General features: G+C 59.3%; 31 protein-coding genes. 12 read left to right on the forward strand and 19 right to left on the reverse strand.

All coding sequences use genetic code 11. From position 1 onward, the window contains the following. The 6 genes from H9642_RS15135 to H9642_RS15160 all read right to left on the reverse strand — a co-directional run. A partial coding sequence (locus tag H9642_RS15135; protein WP_251837299.1) for a transposase occupies window positions 1-1,004 on the reverse strand: 1,004 nt, incomplete at its 3' end. A 169-nt stretch (window positions 1,005-1,173) separates the two neighbouring features. Further along, on the reverse strand, window positions 1,174-1,635 hold the full coding sequence (locus H9642_RS15140; protein ID WP_251837300.1) for a toll/interleukin-1 receptor domain-containing protein: 462 nt from the start codon (window positions 1,633-1,635) through the stop codon (window positions 1,174-1,176). A 359-nt stretch (window positions 1,636-1,994) separates the two neighbouring features. After that, window positions 1,995-2,693: a hypothetical protein gene (locus tag H9642_RS15145; protein WP_251837301.1), complete on the reverse strand. Its 699-nt coding sequence runs from the start codon at window positions 2,691-2,693 to the stop codon at window positions 1,995-1,997. Further along, window positions 2,683-2,994, reverse strand: a complete 312-nt coding sequence (locus H9642_RS15150) for a hypothetical protein (protein ID WP_251837302.1) — start codon at window positions 2,992-2,994, stop codon at window positions 2,683-2,685. Before H9642_RS15150 ends, H9642_RS15145 begins: the two co-directional genes overlap by 11 nt. Before the next feature lie 114 nt (window positions 2,995-3,108). Continuing rightward, window positions 3,109-3,447: a hypothetical protein gene (locus H9642_RS15155; protein ID WP_251837303.1), complete on the reverse strand. Its 339-nt coding sequence runs from the start codon at window positions 3,445-3,447 to the stop codon at window positions 3,109-3,111. 325 nt (window positions 3,448-3,772) lie between these two features. Beyond that, window positions 3,773-4,693, reverse strand: coding sequence for a LysR family transcriptional regulator (locus H9642_RS15160; protein WP_251837304.1), 921 nt, complete (start codon window positions 4,691-4,693; stop codon window positions 3,773-3,775). A 140-nt stretch (window positions 4,694-4,833) separates the two neighbouring features. On the opposite strand from H9642_RS15160, the gene H9642_RS15165 reads away from it, so the two are divergent. After that, the gene (locus tag H9642_RS15165) at window positions 4,834-5,226 is read left to right on the forward strand and encodes a RidA family protein (protein WP_251837305.1); all 393 of its coding nucleotides are present in this window, start codon (window positions 4,834-4,836) and stop codon (window positions 5,224-5,226) included. Between the two features lie 222 nt (window positions 5,227-5,448). Here H9642_RS15165 and H9642_RS15170 read toward each other — a convergent pair whose 3' ends face one another. From H9642_RS15170 to H9642_RS15205, 8 genes are all read right to left on the reverse strand, one after another. Next, complete coding sequence (locus H9642_RS15170; RefSeq protein WP_251837306.1) at window positions 5,449-5,820, reverse strand: DUF7079 family protein; 372 nt, start codon at window positions 5,818-5,820, stop codon at window positions 5,449-5,451. Further along, a complete protein-coding gene (locus tag H9642_RS15175; protein WP_433962715.1) occupies window positions 5,817-6,599 on the reverse strand; it encodes a hypothetical protein in 783 nt (260 codons plus the stop codon). Before H9642_RS15175 ends, H9642_RS15170 begins: the two co-directional genes overlap by 4 nt. Continuing rightward, complete coding sequence (locus tag H9642_RS15180; RefSeq protein ID WP_251837308.1) at window positions 6,596-7,153, reverse strand: PAAR domain-containing protein; 558 nt, start codon at window positions 7,151-7,153, stop codon at window positions 6,596-6,598. Before H9642_RS15180 ends, H9642_RS15175 begins: the two co-directional genes overlap by 4 nt. 255 nt (window positions 7,154-7,408) lie before the next feature. Further along, complete coding sequence (locus H9642_RS15185; RefSeq protein ID WP_251837309.1) at window positions 7,409-9,298, reverse strand: methyl-accepting chemotaxis protein; 1,890 nt, start codon at window positions 9,296-9,298, stop codon at window positions 7,409-7,411. Between the two features lie 412 nt (window positions 9,299-9,710). After that, complete coding sequence (locus tag H9642_RS15190) at window positions 9,711-9,941, reverse strand: hypothetical protein (protein ID WP_251837310.1); 231 nt, start codon at window positions 9,939-9,941, stop codon at window positions 9,711-9,713. A gap of 136 nt (window positions 9,942-10,077) precedes the next feature. Continuing rightward, window positions 10,078-11,232, reverse strand: a complete 1,155-nt coding sequence (locus H9642_RS15195) for an MFS transporter (RefSeq protein ID WP_251837311.1) — start codon at window positions 11,230-11,232, stop codon at window positions 10,078-10,080. Between the two features lie 132 nt (window positions 11,233-11,364). Further along, on the reverse strand, window positions 11,365-11,967 hold the full coding sequence (locus H9642_RS15200; protein WP_251837312.1) for a TetR/AcrR family transcriptional regulator: 603 nt from the start codon (window positions 11,965-11,967) through the stop codon (window positions 11,365-11,367). A gap of 253 nt (window positions 11,968-12,220) precedes the next feature. After that, complete coding sequence (locus H9642_RS15205; RefSeq protein ID WP_251837313.1) at window positions 12,221-12,529, reverse strand: hypothetical protein; 309 nt, start codon at window positions 12,527-12,529, stop codon at window positions 12,221-12,223. Between the two features lie 186 nt (window positions 12,530-12,715). Between H9642_RS15205 and queC the strand changes: the two genes are divergently transcribed. From queC to H9642_RS15230, 5 genes are all read left to right on the forward strand, one after another. After that, entirely contained in the window at window positions 12,716-13,423 is a 708-nt protein-coding gene (gene queC / locus H9642_RS15210) for a 7-cyano-7-deazaguanine synthase QueC (protein ID WP_251837314.1), read from the forward strand. Continuing rightward, window positions 13,411-13,767, forward strand: coding sequence for a 6-carboxytetrahydropterin synthase QueD (queD, locus tag H9642_RS15215; RefSeq protein ID WP_251837315.1), 357 nt, complete (start codon window positions 13,411-13,413; stop codon window positions 13,765-13,767). The genes queC and queD overlap by 13 nt, the downstream gene beginning before the upstream one ends. Continuing rightward, window positions 13,764-14,480 (forward strand): 7-carboxy-7-deazaguanine synthase QueE, encoded by a 717-nt coding sequence (queE, locus tag H9642_RS15220; protein WP_251837316.1) that lies wholly within the window; start codon window positions 13,764-13,766, stop codon window positions 14,478-14,480. The genes queD and queE overlap by 4 nt, the downstream gene beginning before the upstream one ends. Window positions 14,481-14,863: 383 nt before the next feature. After that, window positions 14,864-15,220 (forward strand): GFA family protein, encoded by a 357-nt coding sequence (locus H9642_RS15225; protein WP_443198424.1) that lies wholly within the window; start codon window positions 14,864-14,866, stop codon window positions 15,218-15,220. Window positions 15,221-15,340: 120 nt separating this feature from the next. Then, on the forward strand, window positions 15,341-15,745 hold the full coding sequence (locus H9642_RS15230; protein ID WP_251837318.1) for a hypothetical protein: 405 nt from the start codon (window positions 15,341-15,343) through the stop codon (window positions 15,743-15,745). Between the two features lie 214 nt (window positions 15,746-15,959). Here H9642_RS15230 and H9642_RS15235 read toward each other — a convergent pair whose 3' ends face one another. Next, the gene (locus tag H9642_RS15235; protein ID WP_251837319.1) at window positions 15,960-17,666 is read right to left on the reverse strand and encodes an amidase; all 1,707 of its coding nucleotides are present in this window, start codon (window positions 17,664-17,666) and stop codon (window positions 15,960-15,962) included. Between the two features lie 178 nt (window positions 17,667-17,844). After that, the gene (locus H9642_RS15240) at window positions 17,845-18,765 is read right to left on the reverse strand and encodes a LysR family transcriptional regulator (protein WP_251837320.1); all 921 of its coding nucleotides are present in this window, start codon (window positions 18,763-18,765) and stop codon (window positions 17,845-17,847) included. Window positions 18,766-18,903: 138 nt separating this feature from the next. Here H9642_RS15240 and H9642_RS15245 point away from each other — a divergent pair, with 138 nt between their 5' ends. Beyond that, window positions 18,904-19,308, forward strand: coding sequence for a RidA family protein (locus tag H9642_RS15245; protein WP_251837321.1), 405 nt, complete (start codon window positions 18,904-18,906; stop codon window positions 19,306-19,308). Between the two features lie 43 nt (window positions 19,309-19,351). On the opposite strand, the gene H9642_RS15250 is transcribed toward H9642_RS15245, so the two are convergent. Beyond that, window positions 19,352-19,972: a TetR/AcrR family transcriptional regulator gene (locus H9642_RS15250; RefSeq protein ID WP_251837322.1), complete on the reverse strand. Its 621-nt coding sequence runs from the start codon at window positions 19,970-19,972 to the stop codon at window positions 19,352-19,354. Window positions 19,973-20,063: 91 nt separating this feature from the next. Between H9642_RS15250 and H9642_RS15255 the strand changes: the two genes are divergently transcribed. From H9642_RS15255 to H9642_RS15265, 3 genes are all read left to right on the forward strand, one after another. Further along, the gene (locus H9642_RS15255) at window positions 20,064-21,311 is read left to right on the forward strand and encodes an oxygenase MpaB family protein (protein WP_251837323.1); all 1,248 of its coding nucleotides are present in this window, start codon (window positions 20,064-20,066) and stop codon (window positions 21,309-21,311) included. 259 nt (window positions 21,312-21,570) lie between these two features. After that, window positions 21,571-22,788, forward strand: coding sequence for an MFS transporter (locus H9642_RS15260; protein WP_286010367.1), 1,218 nt, complete (start codon window positions 21,571-21,573; stop codon window positions 22,786-22,788). 112 nt (window positions 22,789-22,900) lie between these two features. After that, the gene (locus H9642_RS15265; protein ID WP_251837324.1) at window positions 22,901-23,254 is read left to right on the forward strand and encodes a DUF1428 domain-containing protein; all 354 of its coding nucleotides are present in this window, start codon (window positions 22,901-22,903) and stop codon (window positions 23,252-23,254) included. Between the two features lie 61 nt (window positions 23,255-23,315). Here the strand turns inward: H9642_RS15265 and H9642_RS15270 are convergent, their stop codons facing one another. Beyond that, window positions 23,316-24,239: a LysR substrate-binding domain-containing protein gene (locus H9642_RS15270; protein WP_251837403.1), complete on the reverse strand. Its 924-nt coding sequence runs from the start codon at window positions 24,237-24,239 to the stop codon at window positions 23,316-23,318. A 147-nt stretch (window positions 24,240-24,386) separates the two neighbouring features. Between H9642_RS15270 and H9642_RS15275 the strand changes: the two genes are divergently transcribed. Beyond that, entirely contained in the window at window positions 24,387-25,280 is an 894-nt protein-coding gene (locus H9642_RS15275) for a TauD/TfdA family dioxygenase (protein ID WP_251837325.1), read from the forward strand. Continuing rightward, window positions 25,277-25,876 carry a LysE family translocator gene (locus tag H9642_RS15280; RefSeq protein ID WP_251837326.1) on the forward strand — a complete coding sequence of 200 codons (600 nt, stop codon included), beginning with the start codon at window positions 25,277-25,279 and terminating at the stop codon, window positions 25,874-25,876. Before H9642_RS15275 ends, H9642_RS15280 begins: the two co-directional genes overlap by 4 nt. 110 nt (window positions 25,877-25,986) lie before the next feature. On the opposite strand, the gene uraH is transcribed toward H9642_RS15280, so the two are convergent. Beyond that, complete coding sequence (gene uraH, locus H9642_RS15285; protein WP_251837327.1) at window positions 25,987-26,340, reverse strand: hydroxyisourate hydrolase; 354 nt, start codon at window positions 26,338-26,340, stop codon at window positions 25,987-25,989. Window positions 26,341-26,678: the final 338 nt, after the last annotated feature.

The following is a 26,678-nucleotide window of genomic DNA, read 5'->3' on the forward strand; positions in this document are numbered from 1 at the left end:
GTGTGGCGTTCCTGGCCGGCGTAGCGCGGGTCGCGCTTGCGGTAGCCGTTGTCGGGAATGAAGGCGGTAATGCCCGCAACCTCCAGGCGCTCCAACGCCTGACGGCTGTGGTAGCCGGCATCGGCGGTGTAGCAGGTATCGGCGCCGCGCAGCCCGTTTGTGGCGTCGATGACGGGTTCGAGCAGCGCCTGTTCCGAGCCGGTGCCGTGTGCCTGGGCGTCGACGATGATCTGCGCCTTCTCGTCCACGGCGGCGACGCCGGTGTAGCCCTGGATCACCCCTTTGCCGGTGGCCATCTTGGCCGATTCGTTGTCGGTGCGGTTGGACAGGTTGATCCGCCCCTTGGCGCCCTTGCGATCCTCGGGGTGGTCGTTGAGCCAGGCGCGCAGCTGACGGGCGTCGGCCTGCAGCCGCTCCAGCCGGCGCGCGGAACGCTGGGTCTCGTCCTCCGGTTGCTTATCGCACTGGCGCTGGCGTTCGATCATCGCTTGCGCCGCCTTTTCCATCTTCTCGGCCTGACGCAGGAAGTCGGCGCGGGTGCCGCTGCGGGACTTGCTGGCGTTGCTCGGCAGCTTGACCCCGTCGATGGCGAACATCTCCCGCCCGATCAGGCCCTGCCGGTCACAGACCGCGAGTACCTGGGCAAACAGCTTGGCAGCCAGCTCGCCCAGGCTGGAGACGAACTGGGCCAGCGTGGTGAAGTGTGGCTGGCTGTCGCCGGAGACGGCCATGAACAGCACATGGTCGCGGCAGGCGGCCTCCATCTGGCGACTGCTGATGATGCCGCGGCTATAGGCCAGCAGGACGATCTTCAGGAGCACCGCCGGATCGTAGGCCGGAGCACCTTCGATGCTGTTGCGGTAACGAGCGTGGAAGTCGGACAGGTCCAGTTCGTGATCGACCAGATAACACAGGGCGTGCTCGAAAGTGCCGGGCAGCAACTGCTTGTCGAAGTCGATGGGCAGGAGCTTGAGTCCTTTGTGAACGGTCTTGAACCGAGGCATCACCCTGCGCCTCCCTGCGATTTGAATGGGTGCGAGCGTATCAGTCGGTGCAGAGGCTGGCAGCAGGTTTTTCTACAGCCTCAACGTTTGGTTAAGGGGCGGGCTTTAGCCCGTCCCAGTGAGCGAAGCGAACGGTTTGAACCAGTTGTTAGAGTGCATTTACGCTGAACTACAGCGCGACTAGCTCGGCGATTTTCGCTACCACCACCGCCATTGAATCTTCTGAAGTGTCTAGGCCGCTGCGAGATGCGAGCAAAGGGCTGACATTGCGAAGAGCTACATAAGTTGTGTTATGGACGATTGGTACGAGCTGGTTGCTCGCCAGAAGTGCTGAAAGCTCTTTATCGGCGACGCCCTCTTTGGGGAGGCGCTCCAGCAGAGCAGGGGTTACCAGCACAAGCCCGATGCGCGAATTTGCTAAGCCCTTGTCGATGGCGCGCATCATCGGTACGCCCAGAGAAAGGTCTTTCTCGCTGAACCAAACTTTTACGCCCGCGGCCTCAAGCAAATCGTGCAGCTCTTTGGCTACCCCCTGCCGGTCGTCCCAGGCGTGGCAAAGGAATACGTCACGAAGGTCAGGCTGCGCCGCTGCTCGTGCCTCGATGGTTTCGCGAATTGGGGTGAGTGACATTACTTGGGCAGATGTATATGGCACGGAGGAGCCTGGTTTCGCCCAGCGCGGCCTTGAACTACCGCTAGACCTGCTGCTACCACCGCTATAGCCAGCACTACTACCTCCGTAGGATGGTTGCGAGCCATAGCCGCTGTAGCGGTTATAGCCTCCACCTCCACAAGCAGGACACTCCGCTCGACCGCTAGCTGTGCGATGACCCCGTGATGGTGCAGTACATCTAGCCATGTAGTGATACTCCCATTCGTAATTGATTTTTGAGATGGAGATTTAAGTAACTGATGCGCTCTAACGCCTTGCTCACCGGAAAATGCGAGCGCAGCGAGTATTTTTCCGCGTGCAGCAAATTGTTATGCGTTTTACTTCGGTTTATTTTCAGCCTGATACTTCTCGAACTGCTCCTCATTATTGATATTCTTTCTGTGTACATCTGCATGAGTTTCAGGGTTCAAATTCCGCCCCTTAGTAGGATCTAAGACATCCTCTGGATCTGTATGCAATTCTTTTGGATTAACATGATGAAAGGCAAAACCTTTTTTTCTTTCTTCACCAGTTACTTCATCTGTATTTACGCCTCGTTCGTCTCGGAGTTTCGGGAGGGTCTTGGATGTAAATGAATCGACCTTTCTTCTCATATCCTGCGCCTCAGGAGAGTCTGACACACTAATGAGCGAGTCCCGAGAATATTGAAGCAAGGCTTGCTTTTCAGCATCTCTGACTTCTTGTGATTTCTTATCGGTTAACCCCACTACCGCCGAGCTATGAGCGTAATTTTTACCATCAAAACTCCTTTTGTCTGAATCTGGAATCTGGTTTTCAAAAATAAAAGCAGCTTTCGGCCCAGTGGTTTGAAAGATTGTTGAAAAAGCATCTTCATCTACGTAGGTCACGCCATTAGTTCCAAGCTTTACTAGTTCACCAATTTTCGAATCGATCTTGTTGTATTTTTTTGGTTCAGTTAACTCGTTTCTTCTTTCTGGTTTTTTGTACTCAAAGTCAACCGGCTTTAAAGTTACAGGAAGCTTGCTGGTACTATTCTCCTCCTCCTCATTTGGCATGCTTTTTCATCCTTGAATAGATTTCGTTGACTTTTGCTGTTGCCTCATCCGCAGATAGATGTTTGCAACGGTCAGAATGAAGTACTTTAACCAAAGAATTTCGCCATTCTTTCGCCTTGGCTTTTGACTCATACATTTCTTCTTTAATACCAAGGAAGTCGGCTCTCTTTTCACCATCGACATACAATAATACGAAAATCAAAAAAGTTTCTTTCGAATGAAAATAATCATCGTATGAGAACTCTTTGCTTTCGTTCGCAGCATTACTAGCTTCAATTTCTGTTTCGTTAGATTCTGTCATTTTCTTCTCTATGGTTAACGCAGATGGCTGTGCGCATAACGATAAGCTAACAGGCGAGCAAAAGCGGAGCTTTTGCGAGTCCAGCGAGCGAAGCGAACGATGATAAGCGCATTGTTATGCATTGAACGTGACCACAACAGCGTTGCCATCCAGGACGCAATCAACTAGCCCTTCATGTTGCAGTGCTGCGCAGAGAAAAGATGCATGTCTTGGAGTCAGACCACCACCTTGCTGCTGCAAGAACGCCCCTACACCACCAAGGGGCGGGTTGGTCATTGAAAAACCACCACGGACGGTTTGGCCTCGAAAATGATCTATGACAGCTGCGATTGTTTGAGAATTTATATCAAAGTCACCAGACTCAAACTCGAGAGTGATTCCGTCCCGAGCGTTGCCCCGATAAGTGAATTCGGTTCTTTTCGCTTCAGACCCACAAGTTTCGATAGTAGGCATTGCTCTGAATCCTTTTGATGCATAACAGTGATTAGACGGAGTTCTTCTGTAATGGAGTTAGACCGAGGTCTACATAACTACGGAAATTAACCGTCACAGTTCTCCGAACCTTTAAAAATCAAAGGGTTACGAACCCTGAGGCGGGTTAGACCGAACGCCATCTAATCCCTGGAGGGGCCAAACCCTGCAATGGCAGGACGCTACTATCTATTCCCCACTGCTGTCCACCCACAAAAAAGCCGCAGGCGCTACTTACAGCGTCTAGGAAAAGGGGACAGATTTAAATTCTTGCTTTAGCCGCCCCGGGGTCGAAACAATCTATCCGTCACGCTCTGCGACCCACCGGCGCATGCACCTCCATCAATTCCACAACCCACTCCATAAACAGCCGCAGCTTGGCGCTGACATGCCGGTTCGGCGGGAAGGCGAGGTAAAGCGGCATCGGTTCCAGTCGCCAGTCCTCGAACAGGCGCACCAGTTCGCCGCTGGCCAGGTGGGCGTTAGCCATGTAGTCGGGTAGCGGGAGTATGCCCAGGCCGGCCAGGCCCGCCGCGAGGTAGGCGTTGCCATCGTCGACCGCCAGCACATGACGGCCCTGTATGTTGATCTGCTCTCCCCCACGCTGCAGTTCGTAGGGCATCACCGTGCGGGCGCGCGACCCGATGAAGCTCACGACGCGGTGCTGGCTGTCTTCCACTTCTCTCGGGTGTGCGGGAATGCCGGCGCGCTGCAGGTAGCTGGGTGCGGCGTAGACGCTGATCGGCAGGTCGCCTACGTGTCGCGCCACCAGCGACAGGTCGGTGATGTCACCGCCGCGCACTACGCAATCCACGTTCTCGTCGATGATGTCGACGACGCGGTCGCTGACGCCCATGTCGAGCTGGATTTCCGGATAGCGCGCATTGAAGGCCGGCAGTGCCGGGATAAGGATCAGGCGCGCCAGCGGGCTGGGCACGTCCACGCGCAGCCGCCCCCGGGGCGAGGTCGAGGCGTTGGACAGGCTGGTCTCGGCGTCGTCCATGTCGGCCAGCAGGCGTATCACGCGCTCGTAGTAAACCGCGCCATCCGCCGTGACGTTGACCTTGCGCGTGGTGCGGTTGAGCAGCCTGACGCGCAGCCGCGCCTCCAACTGCTGCACGAGTTGCGTCACGGTGGTTTTGCTCATGTGCAAGGTGTCGGCGGCCTTGGTGAAGCTGCCGGTTTCCACCACTCGGGCAAAGGCCTGCATCGCATCGAAACGGTCCATCGTGACTCCGGCGGGTTGTGATTGTTTGGATTCTACAAACAGTGATGGCCAGCGTTGCTGGTTTATCCAAACCGCGCGCCTTTCTACAGTGTCTCCATCGTTGATAACGGGCCGGCAGCGGCCCATTGATGGAGGCAGTAATGACCACACGTGACGTTGTTTTCCCGCCCGGACGCCAAGCGCTGTATGAGCGCAACCGCTATTCGCCGGCGATCCGTTCCAACGGCTTTTTGTTCGTGTCGGGGCAAGTCGGCAGTCGCGAAGACGGCTCGCCGGAACCCGATCTGCAAACCCAGGTGCGCCGCGCGTTCGACAACCTCAACGCAATCCTGGCGGAAGCCGGCTGCAGCTTCGACGATGTGGTCGACGTAACGGTGTTCATCGTCGACCCGGAGTCGAAGTTCGAGACCATCTGGAGCGTCGTCCCCGAGTACTGGGGCGAGGCCCCGCACCCGACGCTGACCGGCGTGGGCGTGACTTGGCTGTATGGCTTTGACTTCGAGATCAAGGTGATCGCCAAGTTGCCGGACTGATCACGCTCGCAGGATGGCGTGATACCCATGCCTGTCCGGCAGGCTTCCATGAACGTAGGGTGGATCACGCTTCATCGATCCACCGGGTGGCGATCCACCGGGTGGCGCGCTCCACCGAGCGGGGCCATGGTGGATGTTAAAAAACGACATCCACCCTACCCGATGCAGCCCTCAGCCATCATCCTGCCCTTTTCTCTTTGAGGATCGACCCGCTTTCTTCCCTCAACCGGCGTCGGCGTCTGTCTGCCGTTCCAGTTCGCGCTCAATGCACTGCCACTCGTCCTTGAGTCGATAACGAAGGTAAGCCACAAAGGCCTGGTCGCGCAGGCGGCGAAAGGCCGAGGCACGGCGGGCTTCCTGGGTGCTTCTGATCGTTTCGGCGAGCCAAGTGGTGTCGAATGCCGTCCAGATCGGCGGGATGGGTGCTTGCAGGTTTGAATAGCAAACAGGCCCCACTTCCTCGAAGAACGCAACCTTTACCGTAGCGCGGTCAATCCCCTCCAACTGTCTCGCGATGGCTGCGTAGTCGATCGGGTTGTCGACGAAGGCATCCGACAGTGCTGACCACAACCGGATGCGCTCAGCGTGCGTCAAAACACTTCCCACTTGGAAAATTCCTCGAGTTCGTCATCCAGGGAATCGGCGGCCATGCTGCCTGCAATTCCGCCAATCGCACTGCCTCCCAGCACCACCGCGATGGCGCAGACCGGAGCGCCCGGACCGCAGATCAACGAGACGCCGAAGCCGGCAAGAATGCCGCCGGCGGCACCTCCGCCGAGGATCATACCTTGGCGCGCGGTTTCCTTGACCTTGTTATCGGCGTTGAGAATTTCATAGGTAGCGAATGCCGCAGTCACCAGAATGCCCACCTTGCCCATCGTCCGCAGGCGATCCGTGCCTTTGGTGAATTTGGCGTTGTCCCGACCGGAGGATTCAATGACTTCGTAGTGGATCTGCTTTTTCTGCTCGACAGAGAGTGTGTCATAGCTCTTGCCGAATTTGCTGGCTGCGTATTTTTCAAACAGCTGTGGCAGCGTCGGTGGCGTTTTCTTGTACTGCTCCGCCTTGGCGAGTCCGGTAACGGACGTGAGCTTGCGGTGTTCCGCCATGATCTTGTTGCGCAACTCGTGGCAAAACTCGACACCCGCTTGGCTATTGAGCCTACCGGCCGCCATGTCAGCCCGCACCTGTGCGGACATCCTCCTGATGTTGGCGGCATAGCTGGCGCGGGTTTGGGCGTCGTTGATGGCGTCAAGGGAGAACCTCGTCGCCGCGCCTTCCATACCGGCAATGGCTTCTTCGAGTGGCGAGCGTGGCAGCGTGTGCCCGCTCTGTGTCTGGAACCGACCCTGAACCTCGATGCCGTGAGTCATCCTTGACTGCTCCCGGTGATAAGAGAAAGAAGCTGGTCTGTCACTGAGGCTTGTTCACCGACGTTGGCCACAGGCATATCGACCCGTGTGCAGGTCGATCCCGTGACATTCGTGAAGGTCACCTGGTTATCGCTGTTGAACGTGCCGCTGAGGGTCGATCCATCATCGAAATGGGCGATGCACTGCCAACCGGTGTAACGCTCCGCTGCATGAATCTGAAAGCTGATCCACTTACCGACCTGCACAGGTGCTGGGGCAATGAAGGGTGCCGCGACAACCGTGTCGCCGATCAGCACATCGCCCGATCCCCCGACGATCACCCCTCCATGGCTCAGGGTACTGCCGAGCGTGGCGGCGTTTTGGCCGTTGATGAATACAGTGGTGGAGTAGGCACCGGTGATGGCCTGACCGCAGCTGGCGGTGTCTCCCACGCGCGCTGGGGGTAGGTTGTTGATCTGCACATCGGGGGAACCGGACTGGATAGGCGGTTTGCCATGTCCCGGTAGGGGGCAGGTGGTGGGGTCGCCCTGGCGAGCAGCGGGTTTGCCTGACATCGAGAGTCCTTCTCTTGATTCTTCCAACGGGGCCGTAGATGTATCGGAACACTGGGGGCGCCGCAACGAACGGAGTCTAACTTCAGAGGCTCCCCTCCCCACATTCTGCCCATGGCAAAAGCAACATCCGGATGCAAAGCGCCACGTCGAGGCGCGGGGCATGCCCTCCGGCGCAGACGACGGTCCGCCACGCACGCAATGTTCAGCGGTCAACATCCCCTGAAAAAGGCAGCAGCTCCTTAATGCCGGCCGCACTCAGATGCGGAAGCTGCCCACCAGTTGCTTGAGCCGCTCGGTCTGTTGCTCCAGATCGTTGCAGGCACGCAGGGTGGATTGCAGATTTTCTACACCTTCCTGGTTGAGGGTGTTGATCTCGGTAATGTCCATGTTCAGCGACTCGATCACCGAGGTCTGCTCTTCGGTTGCGGTGGCCACCGACTGGTTAATGCCGTCGATCTCGCCGATTCGCTGGGTGACTTCGCCCAGGCGATCGCCGGCCCGATCGGCAATAGTCACGCTGTCCTCGCTCTGCCCCTGGCTGGCGGCCATGTGGTCCACCGAAGCACGTGCGCCGGCCTGCAGCTCTTCGATCATCTGCTGGATTTCCTGCGCTGAGCTCTGCGTACGATGGGCGAGGTTGCGCACTTCGTCCGCCACCACCGCGAAGCCTCGGCCGGCCTCACCTGCCCGTGCAGCTTCGATGGCGGCGTTCAGGGCGAGGAGATTGGTCTGCTCAGAGATCCCCTGGATGACTTCGAGAATGTGACCGATGCCCACAGTCCTGGCATCCAGCTTTTCAATCTCGGCGCTGGAGGCCTGGATCTTCTCGGATAGCTCGCGCATCGCGGCGATGTTCTGCTGGACGACCTCGCGGCCGCCCTCCGCATCCTTCCGCGCGCCGCTGGCCTGCAGCGAAGCGTCAGCCGCATTGCGCGCGATTTCCTCCGCGGCGGCGCCCAGCTCGTTGATGGCCGCCGCCACGCTGTTGGTGCGGCTGGCCTGTTCGTCGGAGTTGATCATGGAGGCGTTGGAGGCGTTCAGTACTCGCTGCGCCACTTCATAAGCCGCCTCGGTCGCGGACGAAACCTCGCGAATCGAGCCGTGAATCCGCTCGACGAAACGATTGAAAGAGGTCGCCAGTTCGCCGAATTCATCGCGCGTTTGCACATCGAGCCGGCGAGTGAGGTCGCCCTCGCCTTCGGCGATATTGGCCATCGCCCGGCCCATATCGGTGAGCGGGCGCATCAGCACACGGATGAGCATGCCCAGCAGTATCAGGATGAAGACCACGGCCATCACGGTCACGATCAGCGCCGAGGTGCGAAAACTCGTCAAGCTGGCGTAGGCCTTGTCGCGATCCAAGGAAATACCGACATGCCACTTCACCGATGGCAGGCCGGTGATCGGACTGAAGCTGAGAATACGGGTGTTTCCGTCCAGACTGGCTTCGCTGTAGCGGCTGTCCAGCCTCGGCGTGTTCTGCAGATAGAGCTCGCTCAGGCTCTTGCCCACCCTGTCTTGGTCAGGGTGCACCAGCACTTTCCCGTCGGCACTGATGAGAAACGCATGACCCAGGCCACCGAAATCCAGTGAGTTGATGATTTCGATCAGTACACCCAGGGCCAAATCACCCCCTACCACGCCCAGCGTCCGGCCATTGCCGCGCACCGGCGTGGCCAGCGTCATGACCAGGCCACCCGCGCCCACATCGAGGTACGGCTCGGTCAGGGTCGAGCCACCCGCTGCGACCGCATCCTGATACCAGGGGCGGGTTCGGGCATCGTAATCGTCCGGCATGTCGTCCGGCGGATAGAGCAGGTAGGTACCGTCGGCACTGCCGTAGTAGGTGAACATAAAGGTTTCGGCGAAGACTTTCTGCTGCAGCAGGCGGAGTACACGCTCAGGGTCACTGTCATTACCGACAGCTTGCGCCGCACCCTCGATCAGCAGGATGCGGCCGCTCAGCCAATTTTGGATGTTATCGGCAGTGATTTCGCCCATCGCCTTCAGGTCACTCTGAAGACCTGCACGAATGGTATTGCGCTGCTGGTAGTCGTTGTAGAGCGTGAACAACGCGAATGCGGTGGTTACGACCAGGCACGCCGCCAGAAGGATTTTCTGGCTGAACTTGAGACGACTGAACATGAGTGGGACCCCCGCATACAAACCGATTCCTTTGGTGGCTCCTGCCTCTGAACTCGTCCTATATATCAATCAGCTATCGGCTGCTCCGGGGGTAAGTTTAAAGTTAACTGATGAACGGCCATTCATAGTGCTTATGATTCTTGCACTGAAGAGAAAACCAGAACAAGGAACGGCCGATTTTTACGCAGACGCAGTTCTGCGAGCAGCCAGAGCGGACATCCCCGTGACTTCGACGCCACGCCTAGAAGGCTTGGCAATCGGCAATCGGCAATCGCTGCAGCGCAGCGCGAGCCGCTGGTGGCAGCGGTCATGGCCAGGATGAAGAACACTTCATGGAACGCACCTATCTCGAGCTGGCCCAGTAACTCAGGCTCGACCGGGTGCTGAAGGCCGAGCAGGGAAATCAGGTTTATCAGGCCAGTGGAAACGAGCCCGGCGCCGCGCTGGCCCGGTCGCTATCGGAACCGTTTACGGCTTCTGGCTGAACGGCCAAAAAGAAAAGCCAGGCAATGCCTGGCTTTTCTATCTTCTCGGTGCGACTACTTCCGAACAGATTCAAATAAATCCTGGCTTCGAATTCGAGATCGCGGTGATCGAAACGGAAATCAACCGGCGTCGGCTTTGCCCTGCCGTTCCAGTTCACGCTCGATGCTGCCACCCGTCCTTGAGGCGGTACCGAAGGTAAGCCACAAAGAGTGTGACGTCCCCGCGCGACCTCTCCGGAAATATCCGGTTTCACTGCAATAAATATTACCGGTAGGGACCTGAACCGGCTGACTTCAATTCCAACCTATTCTTCCACGTCGCAGGTAAGGCAGCACGGAGCATAACCCCAGCACGGCCAGGCCAGCACCTATCCATAATGCAGCGCGCACATCATAGCCTGCGGAGATCGCCAACCCGGCAAGAAAAGTCCCTCCGCCCAAGCCGATATTGATAACGGAGGTATGTACAGCGTTTACCATGGGACCGGGGTGGGCCACACTAATGATGCGTGCCATCATCGCAGGGTTCATGGGCACACCGGACAACCCAATCAAAATGACAAAGGCCACAGCGAACCACTGATATTGCGCCAGCAATGCCATACCAGTTAATGAAATGCTCAGCACCGTTAGCCCGACAACCATAATGATTAAACTATGCCGAAAGGCAAAATACCCGGTGACGATGTTCCCTATTATGTTTGCCGCTCCATAGAGCATCAATATGAAGGGAATTACCCCCATCGTCATGCCAGTCACTGCGGTTAAAACCGGCACAAAGTAACTGAAGGCCGCAAAACTGGCACCTAAAATCAAACAACTGGTTGCGCAGGCCTTCCAGTACGCCATATTTTTAAATGCCTTAAACTCTTCCTTCATTTTCAGACTGCTCTGGTCACCCGAGTTTGGCAGTACACGAATCAACACCAGCAAACAGAGCAGTACCAACACCGCGACCAGCCCAAAACTGATACGCCAGCCCCAGTGCTGGTTGATGATCGTCGCCAGCGGGACACCAAACACGGTGGAAACCATGAAGCCACCAATAATCACGGCAGCAGCACGGGGCCTGTTTTCAGCGGACACAAGCGCCATACTGGTCGCCAATGACAAACTGAGACAACCGGCACATAGCACACCGGTAATTACGCGCACAGCAATTAAAATGGAGTGTTCCGAAATAAAGGCACTGAAACCTTGGACCACCACATACAATGCGAGTAATACCAACAGGCTTGGACGGTAAGGTATTTTCAGTTTGAGAAACGCATAGGTGAGCACCGGGCCTCCCAGCATTACTCCAAAAGCAAAGTATGAAATCAGATGACCAACCTCACCAATGGTGATATCAAAATCGTCCGACAGGGTGGTCATCATCCCTGCCACCATAAGCTCAGAGGTACCAATCGAGAAGATGGCCAATCCTAGAATATACACAACCAAAGGCATTCCTGACTTTCCTCAATTATTTAACAAACATTACAAAAACGGATAAAGAAGCACGCATCATCTGACCGCATCATGATGCGTTATCTATTACAGGTATGTTTATTACAAAAACGAAGTACGATGATTGAGAGCCTAGAAGTTAGCCAGCAGTCCAGCCACAACATCATCAAGGACACTCTTATCCGTGATGTTTTTATTCAGAACACGCAATCCATAGTATCCAGCCAAAAAACCTCTTGCCATTTCGATAGCGGAAGCCTTCTTGCCAAATTCTTTATTTTTCTGGCCTTCTTCAAATACAGAAACCAGGGCGTTTTCCAAGCGCTCTCTATATTCCTTATTCAGCCTTGCTACGGCTTCATCTTTACTACCGCGCTCCAAGGCAGAGAACAGAACCATTGCATTATGTTGTTCTGCTTGCTCCAGATCTTCAGCAATCCCCCAAAGCAACAAGGTGCGCAGCCGCTCTTTTGCAGAGCCTGGTTTTCTTAGAATGGTCAACTGTGCAGACATGCTTTTTTCATGGCTACGCAATAATGCTTGCTCGTATAACCCTTGTTTACTACCAAAGGCGTTATAGAGGCTGCCCCGACCTAAACCGGTACCATCGCATAAGTCCTGAGCAGAAGTGCCAGCAAAGCCATTCTCACTGAAAACCGCCACAGCAGCATCAATGACTTCTTCATCCTCGAATTGCCGAGGGCGACCTTGGCTTGGCAGCTTCTCCTTACGCATATTCTGGGGCTCTTGAATGAATCAAAGCCGGACAATAATCGTTCTGTAACGTTCGGTCAATTAGCTACTGGCAAAAAAAAAGATAGGCCTCCACGATCTAGGGAGAAGCCGAGACAGGCCTGCTGAATAGCCGATTACGCTGGCTGCTATCAGCACGCCAGCACGCGTCGCGCTAGCCCGACCTCCGCCAGCCATACGGCACACGACAGCCCGGCAATTCCGGCGCCGACGATCACCGCGTCGGGATTGGGCATTAGAGCTTCTCGATCGGCCAGGCACGCACCACCAGTTCATCCTGCTCGAAGCGCGCTTCCAGCATGCTGCGGTAGTCGGCCCACCAGGTGCGGTCCAGCGTCTCGGTCATCACTTCGTAGACGACCACCTCGTCGCGCTCGGTATGCACCCCATCCTCCCGCCAGAGTCCGGTGGCCGGGGCGCGTGTAAAGGCGGTGAGCCCGCCGAAGCGGGTGATCAGGGTCTCGCCGACCTCGCGAAAGAAGTGGCCAGGAAAGCCTTGGCCGTGGTTGTCGTAGAGCGGCAGGAGGAGCTGGATCAGGTACATGGCGGAAATCCACGCGGAGCGTGAAGTTGAGACTGATCCGGCATGACATGTGTTCAGCGGCGTGCGCTACCCGATAAAGCCGCCACACTGGCTCCGCACCTTGTTGTTGGACAAGGCGGCCCCGGTCGTTAAAATGGCCGCCGCGTTACCCGGTCGCAGCCTACCCGGACAAAACAAGGACACTTTATGAAAGCTCTGTTGATCTGCTCCGGCGGATTCGACTCCGTGACCCTGGCCTACCGGCTGGCGGCGGAGCACTCCCTCGGCGCCCTGCTGACCTTCGACTACGGTCAGCGCCATCGCAAAGAAATCGATGCCGCCCGCCTTACCGCCCAACGGCTCGCCGTTCCCCACCTGGTGATGGACATCGGCCAGATTGGCCGCCAGCTGTCAGGCTCGGCCCTGACCGACGACATCGCTGTGCCCCACGGCCACTACAGCGAAGAGAACATGAAGGTGACGGTGGTGCCTAACCGCAACGCCATCATGCTCACCATTGCCTTCGGCGTGGCCGCTGCCCGCAGCCTCGACACCGTGGCGCTGGCGGTCCACGGCGGCGATCACTTCATCTACCCTGACTGCCGCCCGGACTTTATCGACCTATTCGCCCAGATGCAGGCCAAGGCGCTGGACGGCGTGGCCGAAGTGGCGCTGATGGCGCCCTACGTGAACACCGACAAGACCGAAATCGCCCGCGACGCGGCGCGGTTTGGCGTGCCGGTGGCCGATACCTGGTCCTGCTACGAGGGTGGCGAGACTCACTGCGGCCGCTGCGGTACCTGCGTGGAGCGCATCGAAGCCATGGCCCTGGCCGGTGTACCCGACCCCACGCCCTACCAGGACCAGCAGTACTGGCGCGACGCGGTGGCGAGGGCGAACGCATGTACACGATAAGAAAAGAGTTTCACTTTTCCGCCTCCCACCAGCTCAAGCAAATGCCCGACTGGCACCCCTGTGCCCGTCTGCATGGTCATAACTATGTGGTGGAAATCGAATTGCAGAGCGAGGGTCTCGATCAGTACGGTTTCGTACGCGATTACCTGGAGCTCAAGGCGTTCAAAGACTACATCGACGCCGAGCTGGATCACCGTCATCTCAACGAGGTGCTGGGCGACGCGTGCACCACCGCCGAGCGCCTGGCCCGTCATCTGTACGAGTGGGCCCACGCCCGTTGGCCCGAGGTGAGCGCGGTGTCGGTGTCGGAAACGCCAAAGACCTGGGCGGAGTACCGGCCATGATCGCCATCAGCGAAATCTTCGGCCCCACCATCCAGGGCGAGGGCGCATTGATCGGCATGCCCACCGTGTTCGTGCGCACCGGCGGCTGCGATTTTCGCTGCAGCTGGTGCGACACCCGCTATGCCGTGGACCCCGCCTTTCGCGCCGATTGGCAGGCCATGAACGCCGAGGCGATCCTCGTCGAGGTGAGCCGGCTGAGCGGCGGCGAGCCCATTCTGATCACCCTGTCCGGTGGCAACCCGGCGCTGCAGCCGCTCGAAGATCTGCTCAAGCTTGGCCACGCGCAAGGCCACCGCTTCGCCATGGAAACCCAGGGCAGCAAGGCCCAGCCGTGGTTTGCCGAGCTGGACTACCTGACCCTCAGCCCCAAACCACCGTCCTCGGACATGCCGTTTCGCCGCGAGCGTTTTGAGGCCTGCCTGGCCGCTGCCGGGGCCGATACTCAAGTCAGCCTCAAGCTGGTGATCGCCGACGAAACGGATTATCAATGGGCCAAAAGCCTCGCCGCCGACTACCCCGACCTGCCGCTGTTCCTGCAGCCCTGCAACCCGACGCCGGCCACGCCCGAGCAGCCGGAGCGCGAGGCCGATATCCAGACACTCAATGCGCAATTGCGTTGGCTGGTCGAGCGCATCTCCGCCGACCGCTGGTACCGGCCCCGCGTGCTGCCGCAGCTGCACGTGCTGATCTGGAACAACGAACGGGGCGTGTAAAAAGCCATGCCTGCGCTATCCCAGTAACCTGCAATGAGCGACGCCGCCCTACACAGTGCGGCATCGCCGACACGCGCTTCATCGTTCCACCGGGGGGCGATCCTCCGGGTGGCAATCCACCGGGTGGCGGCCCACCAAGCGGGGCTCTGGTGGATGTAAAAAAACGACATCCACCCTACAGATAGCCTGGCGCTCCAACAGCGCCATCCTAACCGGCGTAAAACTAATACCCCACCTGACGAGCACCCCGAAACCTGGGGTGAATCGCGTTCTATCGATCCACCAGGCGGGGCCATGGTGGAGATTAAAAGCGAGATATCCACGCCGCCGACTGATACGCAGGACTTGAGCTACCTTGGGGTTAACCATTAACCGGAGGCTATATGCTCGAGCACAAAGGAAGCTGCCATTGCGGAGCGATACAGTTCCAATTTCAGGGCCCTGCCATCGATAGGGGCATGCGTTGCAATTGCTCGATCTGTGCACGAAAAGGCGCACTGATGAGTGTCTTCACCGTCGCCCCGTCAGACCTGACCATCGTTGCCGCGGATGGCGCCCTCTCCACGTACGAGTTTGGGAGCGGTACTGCCAAGCACCACTTTTGCAGCCAGTGCGGTATCTATCCCTTCCACCAAACAGTCGTAAAGCCAGGGCACTATCGCATCAACCTGGGTTGTCTGGAGGGCGTTGATACCTTCGCTCTTCCGTTTGACGTGTTCGATGGCGCAACGCTCATGTGATACCTGCGTCAACGCATCGTGGGGCAGGTGCGCTTGCTCCCCGCGCAAGCGAAAAAACACCTGTCGTGTACCACCTGACAATCCGCGTTCTGCTTCCATACTCAGACTATGAACGACGACATGCCCCGCCCCGAACTGGATGCCAAGCTGGAGCTCCTCGAGACCCGCATGGATGCGCGTGTCGCCTCGATCGAAAGCAAGATCGACGCTTTTCTGGCGTCTCAGGCAGCCCGGGATTCGGCCCAGGGGATTCGCAATTCCGGCTTTGAAACGGCCATCCAGCGGCTGGAAAGGTCCACGGCGGAGCTCAAGGCTAGCCTCAATACCCTGAAGACCACCATGATCGTCACCGCGATCAGCACGGTCCTGGCCATTGTCTTTGGCATCGCCTCATTCAACTCCGCCCTGACTTCCAACATGCTGGCGGCCTTTCAGGCCGGGCGCAGTAGCGCGGGTGTGGAGCAACGGGAACGTCCTAGCCCAGAACCGGCGCCGCCGGTGCAGGCACCCTCCTCCGCACAGTGAACCCCAGAGGCAGCACGCTGACTCGTAGGATGGGTTGAGTGAAACGATACCCATCGTGTTTTCAGGTGAAGCCACGTGTTTGGCCGGGCGGCATGGGTATCGCTGTGCTCCAGCCCATCCTACTTTACCGGCAGGCACCGCAGCCCAAACGGGCCGATGGGCAGGTACAAAAAAGGCGCCAGCGGCGCCTTTTTGTTGGAAGAAACCCTGCCCGTCAGCGCGCCAACGGTGGCGTGCGCGGCGGAACACGGCGCTTGCTACCGGTGGACTCATAGGCTGAAGCCAGGCGCAGCAAGTTGGAGTCGTCATAGGCGCGGCCAGCGAAGGTCAGCCCCACGGGCATGCCGCTATCCGCCATCACACCCATGGGCACGGTGACGGTGGGCACGCCGAGGTGGCGAATGGCGAGGTTGCCGTTGGCCACCCAGATGCCGTTGCTCCACGCGATGTCCGCCGAGGCCGGATTCACATCGGCATCGGCCGGCGCGACGTCGGCCACGGTGGGGAAAATCACCGCGTCCAGGCCCAACTGATCCATCCAGTCTTCGAGGTCCAACTTGCGGGTCTTCTCCAGGCCGCGCAGGCCGTCGGGCAGCGTGGCGATCTGGTCCCAGGACTTGATGCCGCGCTGGGCCATGTTCACGTATTCATCCATGCCGGCGGCGAGGTCGTCTTCCCGGTTCGGCAGGGTGCCGGGGTCATGGGGGAAGATCAACGATCCATCGACATCGGCCAGGCGGTTCAGCGTGGGGTCGCCGTTGGCACGCAGAAAATCGTCGAAGGCCCAGCCACTGAGCTCCCACAATTCATCATGGAGAAATTCCGGCGACACGATGCCGCGATTGAATACGGTCGGCGCGCCAAGGCGGTCGCCCTCGCAGTTGGACACCAGCGGGAAATCCACCTCTACCACTTCGGCGCCGGCTCCTTCCAGGGCCTGACGCGTCTGCTCCCAGAGCGCGATCACCGAGTCCCGGGTCTGGATGCGCTGGCCGGTGGGTCCGCCGATGCCGGGCTTGTCACTGGTGCCCATCTCCGGGTCCTTGTTGATGAACATGCGCGGCACGCCGAAGCGTTTGCCCTTGAGCGCATCGGCCTGGGCGGCGAGGTCCGCATAGGACGCCGGACGCACGTCGGAGGCCTTCGGGATCGGCACCCAGGGTTGCAGACGCCAGAGATCGCCGCGTGTGTCGGGGTCGTCGGCCACCACCACGTCGAGCACGTCCAGCAGGTCAGCCATGGTGCGTGCAAAAGGCACCACCACGTCCATGGTCGGCGTCAGCGGCCAGTTGCCGCGCACCGAAATCACTCCGCGCGACGGCGTATAGGCGCACAAGCCATTGTTGGAGGCCGGGCCACGGCCGCTGGACCAGGTTTCCTCGGCCAGGCCGAACGCCGCAAAGCTGGCAGCGGTGGCGGTGCCGGCGCCATTGGAGGAGCCAGAGGCAAAGGGCGCGGTCAGGTAGTCGGCGTTGTAGGGGCTTTCGGCGCGACCGTAAACGCCGCGCTGCATGCCGCCGTTGGCCATGGGCGGCATATTGGTCTTGCCCAGGCAGATGGCGCCAGCGGCACGCAAGCGCTCGATGGTAAAGGCGTCGCGATAAGCGATCAGGTCCTTGAACGCGGGGCTGCCGGAGGCGGCAGTCAACCCCTTCACCAGGTAACTGTCCTTGGCCGTGTAGGGAATGCCGTCCAGCGGGCCCAGCGTCTCGCCACGGGCGCGGCGGGCATCGGAGGCCTCGGCCTCCTTGAGCGCATCGGGATTGTGCACCACCACGGCATTTAGCCGGGTCGGTGTCTCAGGGCCATCATAAGCATCGATGCGGGCCAGATAGGCACGCACCAGCTCCACGGCAGTGGTCCGGCCGGTTTCGAGCGCAGCACGCAGCTCGGCGATGGAAACTTCGGTGACTTCGATCATGTACTCAACTCCGGGCGCGTGCGAGACGGCGTTCGCTGCGGGATAGGCTGTCATGGCAGCTCTCGTGTACTGCTGATGACGATGTACAGAGTGTACTGACTCGCCAATCCGCTCGGCCAGCCATCCCGGCCCTGTCGTCACGTTCTGAGCGCGCCTGCGCATCGGTCGCCTAGCCGCATCACTTTCTACTTTCCACCGGCGCATGCTGCGCCATCAACTCCACGATCCACTCAATAAACACTCGCAGCTTGGCGCTCACATGCCGATTCGGCGGGAAGGCCACGGAAAGCGGCATCGGCTCGAATTGCCAATCCTCGAACAGACGCTCCAGTTCGCCACTAGCCAGGTGCGTCCGGGCCATATAGTCCGGCAGCCCGAGTATGCCCAGGCCGGCCAGGCCAGCCGCGAGGTAGGCGTTGCCGTCATCAACCGCCAATACATGGCGGCCCTGCAGGTTGATCTGCTCTGCTCTACGTCGCATCTGATAGGGCAATACCTTGCGGGTGCGCGAGCCGATGTAATTCACGACACGGTGGTGGCTGTCTTCCACTTCACTCGGGTGCGTGGGAATGCCGGCGCGCTGCAGATAGCTGGGCGCCGCATATACGCCGAACGGCAAATCCCCAACGTGGCGCGCCACCAGCGACAAGTCGGTGATTGGGCCGCCCCGCACTACGCAGTCCACGCTCTCGTCGATGATGTCGACGACGCGGTCGCTGACGCCCATGTCGAGTTGAATTTCGGGGTAGCGGGCATGAAAAGCCGGTAAGGCCGGAATAAGGATCAGACGCGCCAGCGGGCTGGGAACGTCCACCCGCAGCCGCCCTCGGGGCGCGGCCGAAGCGTTGGACAGGCTGGTCTCGGCGTCGTCCATGTCGGCCAGCAGGCGTAGGACGCGCTCGTAATAGGCGGCGCCGTCGGCGGTGACATTGACCTTGCGCGTGGTGCGGTTGAGCAGTCTGACCCGCAGCCGCGCCTCTAGCTGCTGCACGAGCTGCGTCACGCTGGTCTTGCTCATGTGCAGGGTCTCGGCCGCTTTGGTAAAGCTGCCGGTTTCCACGACTCGGGCAAAGGCTTGCATTGCATCGAAACGGTCCATCTCAGCTCCAGCTAGTCGGGATTGTTCGGATTTTACAAACAATGCTGACCAGCGTTGCTGGTTTATCCGCAGCGCCTGTCTTTCTAGAGTGTCTTCAAGTTGATTACGGGTCGGTACCGGCCCTTAGAAGAGGTAGTTATGGCCACACGTGACGTTGTTTTCCCGCCCGGACGCCAGGCGCTGTACGAACGCAATCGCTACTCGCCGGCAATCCGTTCCAATGGTTTTCTATTCGTGTCGGGGCAAGTCGGCAGTCGCGAAGACGGCTCGCCGGAGCCTGACCTGGAAATGCAGGTGCGTCGTGCTTTCGACAACCTCAACGCGATCCTGGCGGAAGCCGGCTGCAGCTTCGAGGACGTGATCGACGTGACCGTGTTCATCGTCGATCCGGAATCCAAATTCGAGACCATCTGGAAAATCATTCCCGAGTACTGGGGCGAGGCACCGCACCCGACGTTGACTGGCGTGGGCGTGACCTGGCTGTATGGCTTTGAGTTCGAGATCAAGGTGATCGCCAAGCTGCCGGAGGGCGCTGCAGGCTAGCTGGGTCGGCGGAAGGCGCCAGGTGGAAACGCTTGGCGACTTTCTACCTCGGGTGATGATTGTCTCGACTGTCCTGCGGCAAGCAGAAAGATTCGACCATCTTGGCCAGAGCCTCGATTACTTCATCGCGGCTGAACAGCACCGAGTCCTGACTGAAATAACGCGCTGTGGTGAACTGCACCGAATTGATCAGCACGAACAAGGTGGCCGGCAGGTTGTCCAGGCGGTATTCGTTCACATGGCGCAGCAGATACTGCTGGCACACCTCGCTCATATCCCGCTCCAGAGTCTGGAACAGTTGTTCCGAACGCAGCCGATGCCAATTGCGCACCAGTTCGCGCTGTCCCTTGTCCTGCTCAACCTGCTCGAAAATGCCTTGCAGGATCGCCCGCGTGACCGTTTTGATATCCGCGTCCAGCAGCGGCAGCAGGCGCTCGTGGACCACGGCCATCAGACGTCCGCCCTGCTGTTGCAGCAGCGCCTCGATCAGCGCTTCCTTGCTGTCGAAATACTGATAAAGCGAGCCAATGCTGGCCCCGGCACGCCTGGCCACATGGTTGGTGGTAAGCCCATCCAGGCCGCGATCGCCCAGCTCCAGCGCTGTGGCCTCCAGCAGTGCCGCGACCATCTTCCCTGAACGTTTCTGTCTCGGCTGCTTCCTCATATCGGCTCCATCCATACGAGTTGTTTGCGAGTAATTACTCGCAATAGTCTAGTGACACCCGCCTGTCGCACAGCCCAACCGAGGTATGAACATGCTGACACGCCCCGTTCGTATTCCCGATCGCCACGGCGTCGACCCGGTGCGCGCACGACGCACCGCCGCGCCCATCCGCCTCTGGGTGCGTGGTACGGCCGAGCCCAGCGCCGAGGAATGGCAGGCGATTGGCGAATCCCTGCTGGTGGGCGATGCGCCGATGGACGAGCTGATCGGCTGGATGATGGAAAGCGGTCTGTCTCGAACCCGACCACTTTACGAGCGCGCGGTGCGCCATGGAATCGACGCCGTGGAAGGCGCCCCGCAGCCATTGCGAACGTTCTTCTCCCGCATCGAAACAGCGCCCGACTGGTTCGACGCCGAACGGGCTCAGGAAGGCGCTCGCGCCTGTGGGCTGTCCGGACTGACGGGCATGCGTGTCCTGCGTGACCTGGGCCTGCTGCCCGGTTATCAGGCCTCGGCCATCAATCGCACCCTGGTGCTCACCGGCGCCCTGGAAAAGGGCGCGCAACGGCGAGTGGCGGAAACCACCAAATGGTGGATCGACTGCACGCGCCCGGGCGGCATGCGGCGGGGCGCTCCCGGCTATTGCGGCACGCTTCAGGTACGCCTGATCCACGGCCTGGTGCGCCGCCATGTCGCGGCCATGGAAAACTGGGACGCGAGTTACTACGGCCTGCCCATCAATCAGGGCGACATGCACGCCACCTACCTGGCGTTTTCCACGATCTTTCTGATCGGCCAGCGCATGCTCGGTGTGCCGCTTTCTCGCCGCGAAGGCGCGGCCATCACCCACCTCTGGCGGTATATCGCCTGGCTGATGGGTGTCGACGAGCGCTGGTTGCACGCTGACGAAAACCAGGGGCGTCGGGCGCTGTACCACAATCTCCTGGCTCAGGCGCCCGCCGATGAAAGCAGTCGCCGCCTGGGCATGGCCCTGATCGATGAGCCGCTGCAGCGCCACTACCGCAATCTGCCCTGGTTGCGTGGGCGCCTGAACAGGGCGATTCACCTGAGCATTGCGCACACCTTTATCGACCGCAACGGCCGAGAGGCGCTGGGCCTGCCGCGTGGGACACTGCCTTGGTATCCCCTGCTCACCGCACCGCCGCGCTTTGCCTGGCAGACCCTGTTGCGCTGTCTGCCCGCCGGCCACGAGTTCCTGATCAACCATGGCCTGCGCCAGCAGGAGGCGTACCTGCAAACCTTGTTCGGCGATAGCCGACCGCGCGTGGGCACCGAGGCTGAAATCAAGTCGCCTTCCGAAACTACGAGCCCAGGATAAATCGCCAGGGAAACACACAAGGCGCGTGCCAACTCAACGCACCGTAGGACGGTCTTGACCGCGATCGAATCGCAGCATCGTATGGCTTTGATCGCGGACGAGTCCGCTCCTACGTAATCCCCCGCCGTGTTGTCTATCCAGGCAGTTGCGAGACAAAGCCCTCTGCGGGATTTAGGATAGCGCCGTACGTTGGCGCGCATTGCTCAAGCAAGGACGAGTTGTCCGGGTGCGCATGCTGTTTCTGCCCGGGATGTCAGTCATGTCTATCAGCTCTACCCATTCGCCCTCAGCCATCGCTTCGACTGCCCGCCAAGCCAGTCCCTTGGTCATGCGCGTGATTGGTGCCTGCGCGTTGGCGCACCTGGTCAACGATCTGATCCAGGCCGTGATACCGGCGATTTATCCCATGCTCAAGGCCAATTACGGCCTGACGTTCACTCAAGTCGGCATGATCACCCTGACCTACCAGCTCACCGCCTCGCTGCTGCAGCCCTGGGTCGGCTACTACACCGACCGCCATCCCAAGCCCTGGCTACTGCCGGCCGGCATGGTCTGCACCCTGCTCGGCATCTTCATGCTGGCCTTCGTCGGCAGCTTTTCGGCGATCCTCATCGCGTCGGCGCTCGTGGGCATCGGTTCGTCAACCTTCCACCCGGAAACCTCACGCGTCGCGCGCCTGGCCTCGGGCGGTCGCTACGGCTTGGCGCAATCGACCTTCCAGGTCGGTGGCAATGCCGGCAGCGCCTTCGGCCCGCTGCTGGCGGCGGCCATCGTCATTCCGTACGGTCAGGGCAACGTCGCCTGGTTCGGCCTGTTCGCGGTATTTGCCATTGGTGTGCTGTATGGCCTGAGCCGCTGGTACCGCAACCATCTGAACCTGTTCACGCTCAAACAGGGTAGCCAAGCCACCCACGGACTGTCCCGCAGGCGCGTGACCTTTGCCCTGGCGGTGCTGGCACTGCTGGTTTTTTCCAAATACTTCTACATGACCAGCATCACCAGCTATTTCACTTTTTACCTGATGGAGAAATTCGACCTCTCGGTTGCCAGCTCACAGGTGCATCTGTTCCTGTTCCTTGGCGCCGTCGCCGCAGGCACGTTCCTGGGTGGCCCGATCGGCGACAAGATCGGCCGCAGGACAGTCATCTGGTTCTCCATCCTCGGCGTCGCGCCCTTCACCCTGGCATTGCCCTACGTCGACCTGTTCTGGACGGGCGTGCTGAGCATGATCATCGGCTTTATCCTCGCCTCGGCGTTTTCTGCCATCGTGGTTTTCGCCCAGGAGCTGGTCCCGGGCAACGTGGGCATGATCGCCGGCGTGTTCTTCGGCCTCATGTTCGGCTTTGGCGGTATTGGCGGTGCCTTGCTGGGTTACCTGGCGGACATCCAGGGCATCGAGCAGGTGTACAAAATATGCTCCTACCTGCCGCTGCTCGGCTTGCTGACGATCCTTTTGCCCTCAACCAAAGGGGCGTAACAGTTCAACGGTCTGCCAAGCCATCCCGGCTGCGCTTTGCGCCAAGCGCAGGCATCGACCTAAGCTGCATGTCCCGCAGCAATCAAGGCTCCACAGCCAGAGGAGAACTGAAATGTCTTATGTCGATGGGTTTGTCGTTGCCGTGCCAACTGCTAACAAGGAAGCGTACAGACAACACGCAGAATCCGCCGCCGCAGTGTTCAAGGAGCATGGCGCCATAAAGCTGGTCGAGTGCTGGGGCGATGATGTGCCGGAAGGAAAGGTCACTTCATTCCCCATGGCGGTGAAGTGCAAGCCCGAAGAAACCGTGGTGTTTTCCTGGATCATCTGGCCTTCGAGACAGGTGCGTGACAGCGGCATGCAGAAAGTCATGGCCGATCCACGTGTGCAGCCCGATCAGAATCCGATGCCGTTCGATGGGCAGCGTATGATCTATGGCGGCTTCGAGATGCTTGTGGATCAATAATGTCCCTACCGGGCATGCAAGCCGACGCCTGGTTACCCGGCGCGGCTTGTTGCCCTTGCGCTCACTCCAGAAACGTCAGATCCCGTCTCTGAATGACCGGCAGATGCTCGAGTAGAAATTCCTGCATGGAGGCCAGCATCCTGTGCTTGGCGCCGTTCTGCGGCCAGACCAGAAAATAGCTGTCTCCGGACCTGACGGCAGTCTTGAACGGTACGGTCAAGGTGCCCTTGCGCAGCTCCTTTTCAACCAGGGCGAGATCGCCGATGGATACGCCGAACCCTTGCGCGGCGGCCGAAATTCCCAGTTCGAGGGTGTCGAAACGCTTGCCCTCTCGCCACGCAACAGCATCCTGCAGCCCCTGCCGCTCCAACCAGCGCCGCCAGTCCCGGCAGTCCCGCGAGGGATGGATCAGCTTGTTGGCCGCCAGCTTGTCGAGAGGCCAGGTGGGCTTGCCCAACAGCTCCGGTGAGCAAACGGGCACCAGCCATTCGTCAAACAGCTTGATGCTGTTCCACTGCGCCGGGAAATTTCCTCGGCTCAGCAACACGGCGCAGTCAAACGGCTCGGTACGAAAGTCGACAAAATCCACGTCCATCCAGGCACTGGTCAATTGCACCCGCGGGCCCTGTTCTTTGCCCTGAAATTCTTCCAAGGCATGCAACAACCAGCGCATGGTCAGCGTTGAAGGCGCTTTGAGACGGACTACGCCTTTCTGACAAAAGATGGCGCTGCAGGCGTGCTCGATGGTGGCGAACCCCCGCTCCAATTCCTGGGCCAGCAACTGCCCGGCATCGGTCAGTGACAGCCGGGGTCCTTTGCGCTCGAAAAGCGTGCAGCCCAGGTGCTCCTCAAGCGTCTTGACGTGGCGGCTGACCGCGCTTTGCGTGATGCACAACGATTTGGCGGCTTGCGTGAAAGAGCCATGGCGGGCAGCGACTTCAAAGGCGCGCAACGCATAAAGAGGGGGTAAGCGCACGGCTGACAGACATCCTTATCATGAGTAATAGTCATCCTTCATAGCATGTTTTTCTGTTTTGCTTCCAGGCCTGCCCACACCACCATGATTTTTCGCAGTCAGTGTACACAGGCCTTTTTCGCGCCTCGGAATAATCACCCCAGGAAGAAAAACAAGATGTCGGAAATCATCGAACACCTGTTGGCCGAAGCAGTCACCAAGGGTGGCCTGAATCAAAAACAGATTGCCCAGATCGTGATGTTCAGAATTTTCGGCAATAAAAGTGGTTTTTTGCATCTTGAAAATTTGCGCATCGGCCAGATCCCCGCGACGCCCATCAGCCGAAATCAACTGGTAAAGCGCGACATCACCAGTGAAAAGCTGCTGCTGCAAACGACGTCACTGCTGGGCGAGCCCATCGGGTACACCCAGGAATCCAATGGCGATCTGATCAATAACTTCTTTCCCCATCAAAGCCAGTCGAAGTCGGCCACTTCCGACAGCTATGACACTGAACTGGACCTGCACACGGAAAATGCCTTCCATGCGGTTCAGCCTGAACATCTGGTTCTGCTCTGCCTTCGGCAGGACCCGCTCAAGGAAGCCGTGACCTACATCACATCGATCGAGCGGATTCTTCCCCACCTGACCGATGATGATATTTCCTTCTTCTTCACCGAGCCGTACAACTTCCTGTCCGACTACAGCCATACCGAGAAAAACTGCCGGATCGATGTGGGCCAGGAACAGACGGTCCTGTATGGCGACAGATCAGCACCCATGTTCCGCTTCGATCCTTATTTCATGGTGGCCAGCAGTGCTCGGGGTCAGGCGCAGCTGGACAAACTCCGGACGATTGCCTGGGATGTCGCACAGCCGGTGCTGCTCAAAGCGCGGGACATGCTGATCATCGATAACCGTAAAACGGCCCATGCGCGCAGCCCGTTCACCGCCCGGTTTGACGGTACTGATCGCTGGATCCAGCGAGCCTTCGCCATCAGCAATCAGCGTTTCTATACCGCCAAGCTCGGCAAGCAATCCCGCGTATTCGATCTGGTCACTGCCTTGTGATTGCTGCGTATCTCTCGTTCGCAGCGGCTGTGGCGGTGCTGATCGCATCGCCCGGCCCGGTTATCGCGCTGGTCCTGGCCGAAGGCAGACGGGCCTGGCCCGCGTGGACCATTGCCGGCGGCGTGCTGTCTGCACAACTGCTGTTGGTCGCCGCCCTGATTGCCATTTACCTGGCCCTGGACTTCAGCCCTTCAGTACTTAATTGGGGACAGGTGCTGGGGGGCTTTTATCTCACGTTGCTGGGTCTCAAGACCTTGGGCAGCGACTCTGAACGACGCGAAGTGCGCACCCGCAATGCCCATAGCTTCTGGAAAGCGATGGGCGTGGGGTTATCCAACCCCAAGGACATCCTGTTCTTTCTGGCCTTTCTTCCCGGCTTCATCCAGCCCTCAGCCCCCTTCGCGCCCCAAGCCCTCGCGCTGTTGCTGATCTGGGCGGCCATCGATATCACCATCCTGATCGCCTACAGTCTGATCGCCAGACGAATTGCCGGCTCCCTGGGATTGTCGCGCTTGCTTGATCTGCTGCCGGGCTTCGTCTTGGTGGGGATTGGCATGGTCTCCCTGACAATGGGCATGGCACGTCTGGTGAATTGACGTGCAGTGGCGGTGCTAATCGTAGGATGGATCGCGCTTCATCGATCCACCGGGTGGCGATCCACCGGGTGGCGACCCACCGGGTGGGGCCAGGTGGTAACGACGATCACCTAGCTGCCGCGATAAGTCGAATAGCTGTACGGCGAAATCAGCAGCGGCACATGGTAATGATCCTGCGCGCCGTCGATACCGAAGCGCAGCACGACGACATCGAGAAAAGCCGGCTCGCCCAGGCCAAAGCCGCGGGCACGGAAGTAGTCGCCGGCATGAAAGTGCAACTGGTAAACCCCGCTGCGATAACCCTCGCCCTCCAGCAACGGCGCATTGCAGCGGCCGTCCTCGTTGGTGTGCGCACCGGCTATCAGCAAGAGCTGCCCATCCTCAAGTCGGTACAACTCCACGTTAATCCCTCTGCCCGGACAACCATGGGTGGTGTCCAGCACATGGGTGGTCAAACGTCCCATGACGCCCTCTCCGTTGTTGAATGAACCCAGCCCCCGAGCAGTTTTTGGGCTCTGTATAAAAAGTCGCGGCTCGCGGCGAGCCTGAATATAGGGTAGGTGCGTTCCGGTAGGCGTGAAATCATTCGCCTGCAACCCCACCACTGCTGCCTTGCGTGGCAGCGTCACCCGACCTTGCCTCGCGGCATAAATAGCGCGGCCTGCGCTCCGGTAGGGGCGAATTCATTCGCCTGGCGCAGGACCTTCAGACCACACCGTCGATGACACAGCCATCAAGAGCTCCCACCCCTGTAGTTCGTCGAACCCCCGCTGTTGAGGGGACGTTCGGTGCCAGGCGAATA

It is taken from the genome of Serpens gallinarum, assembly GCF_014836765.1.
Taxonomy (GTDB): domain Bacteria; phylum Pseudomonadota; class Gammaproteobacteria; order Pseudomonadales; family Pseudomonadaceae; genus Serpens; species Serpens gallinarum.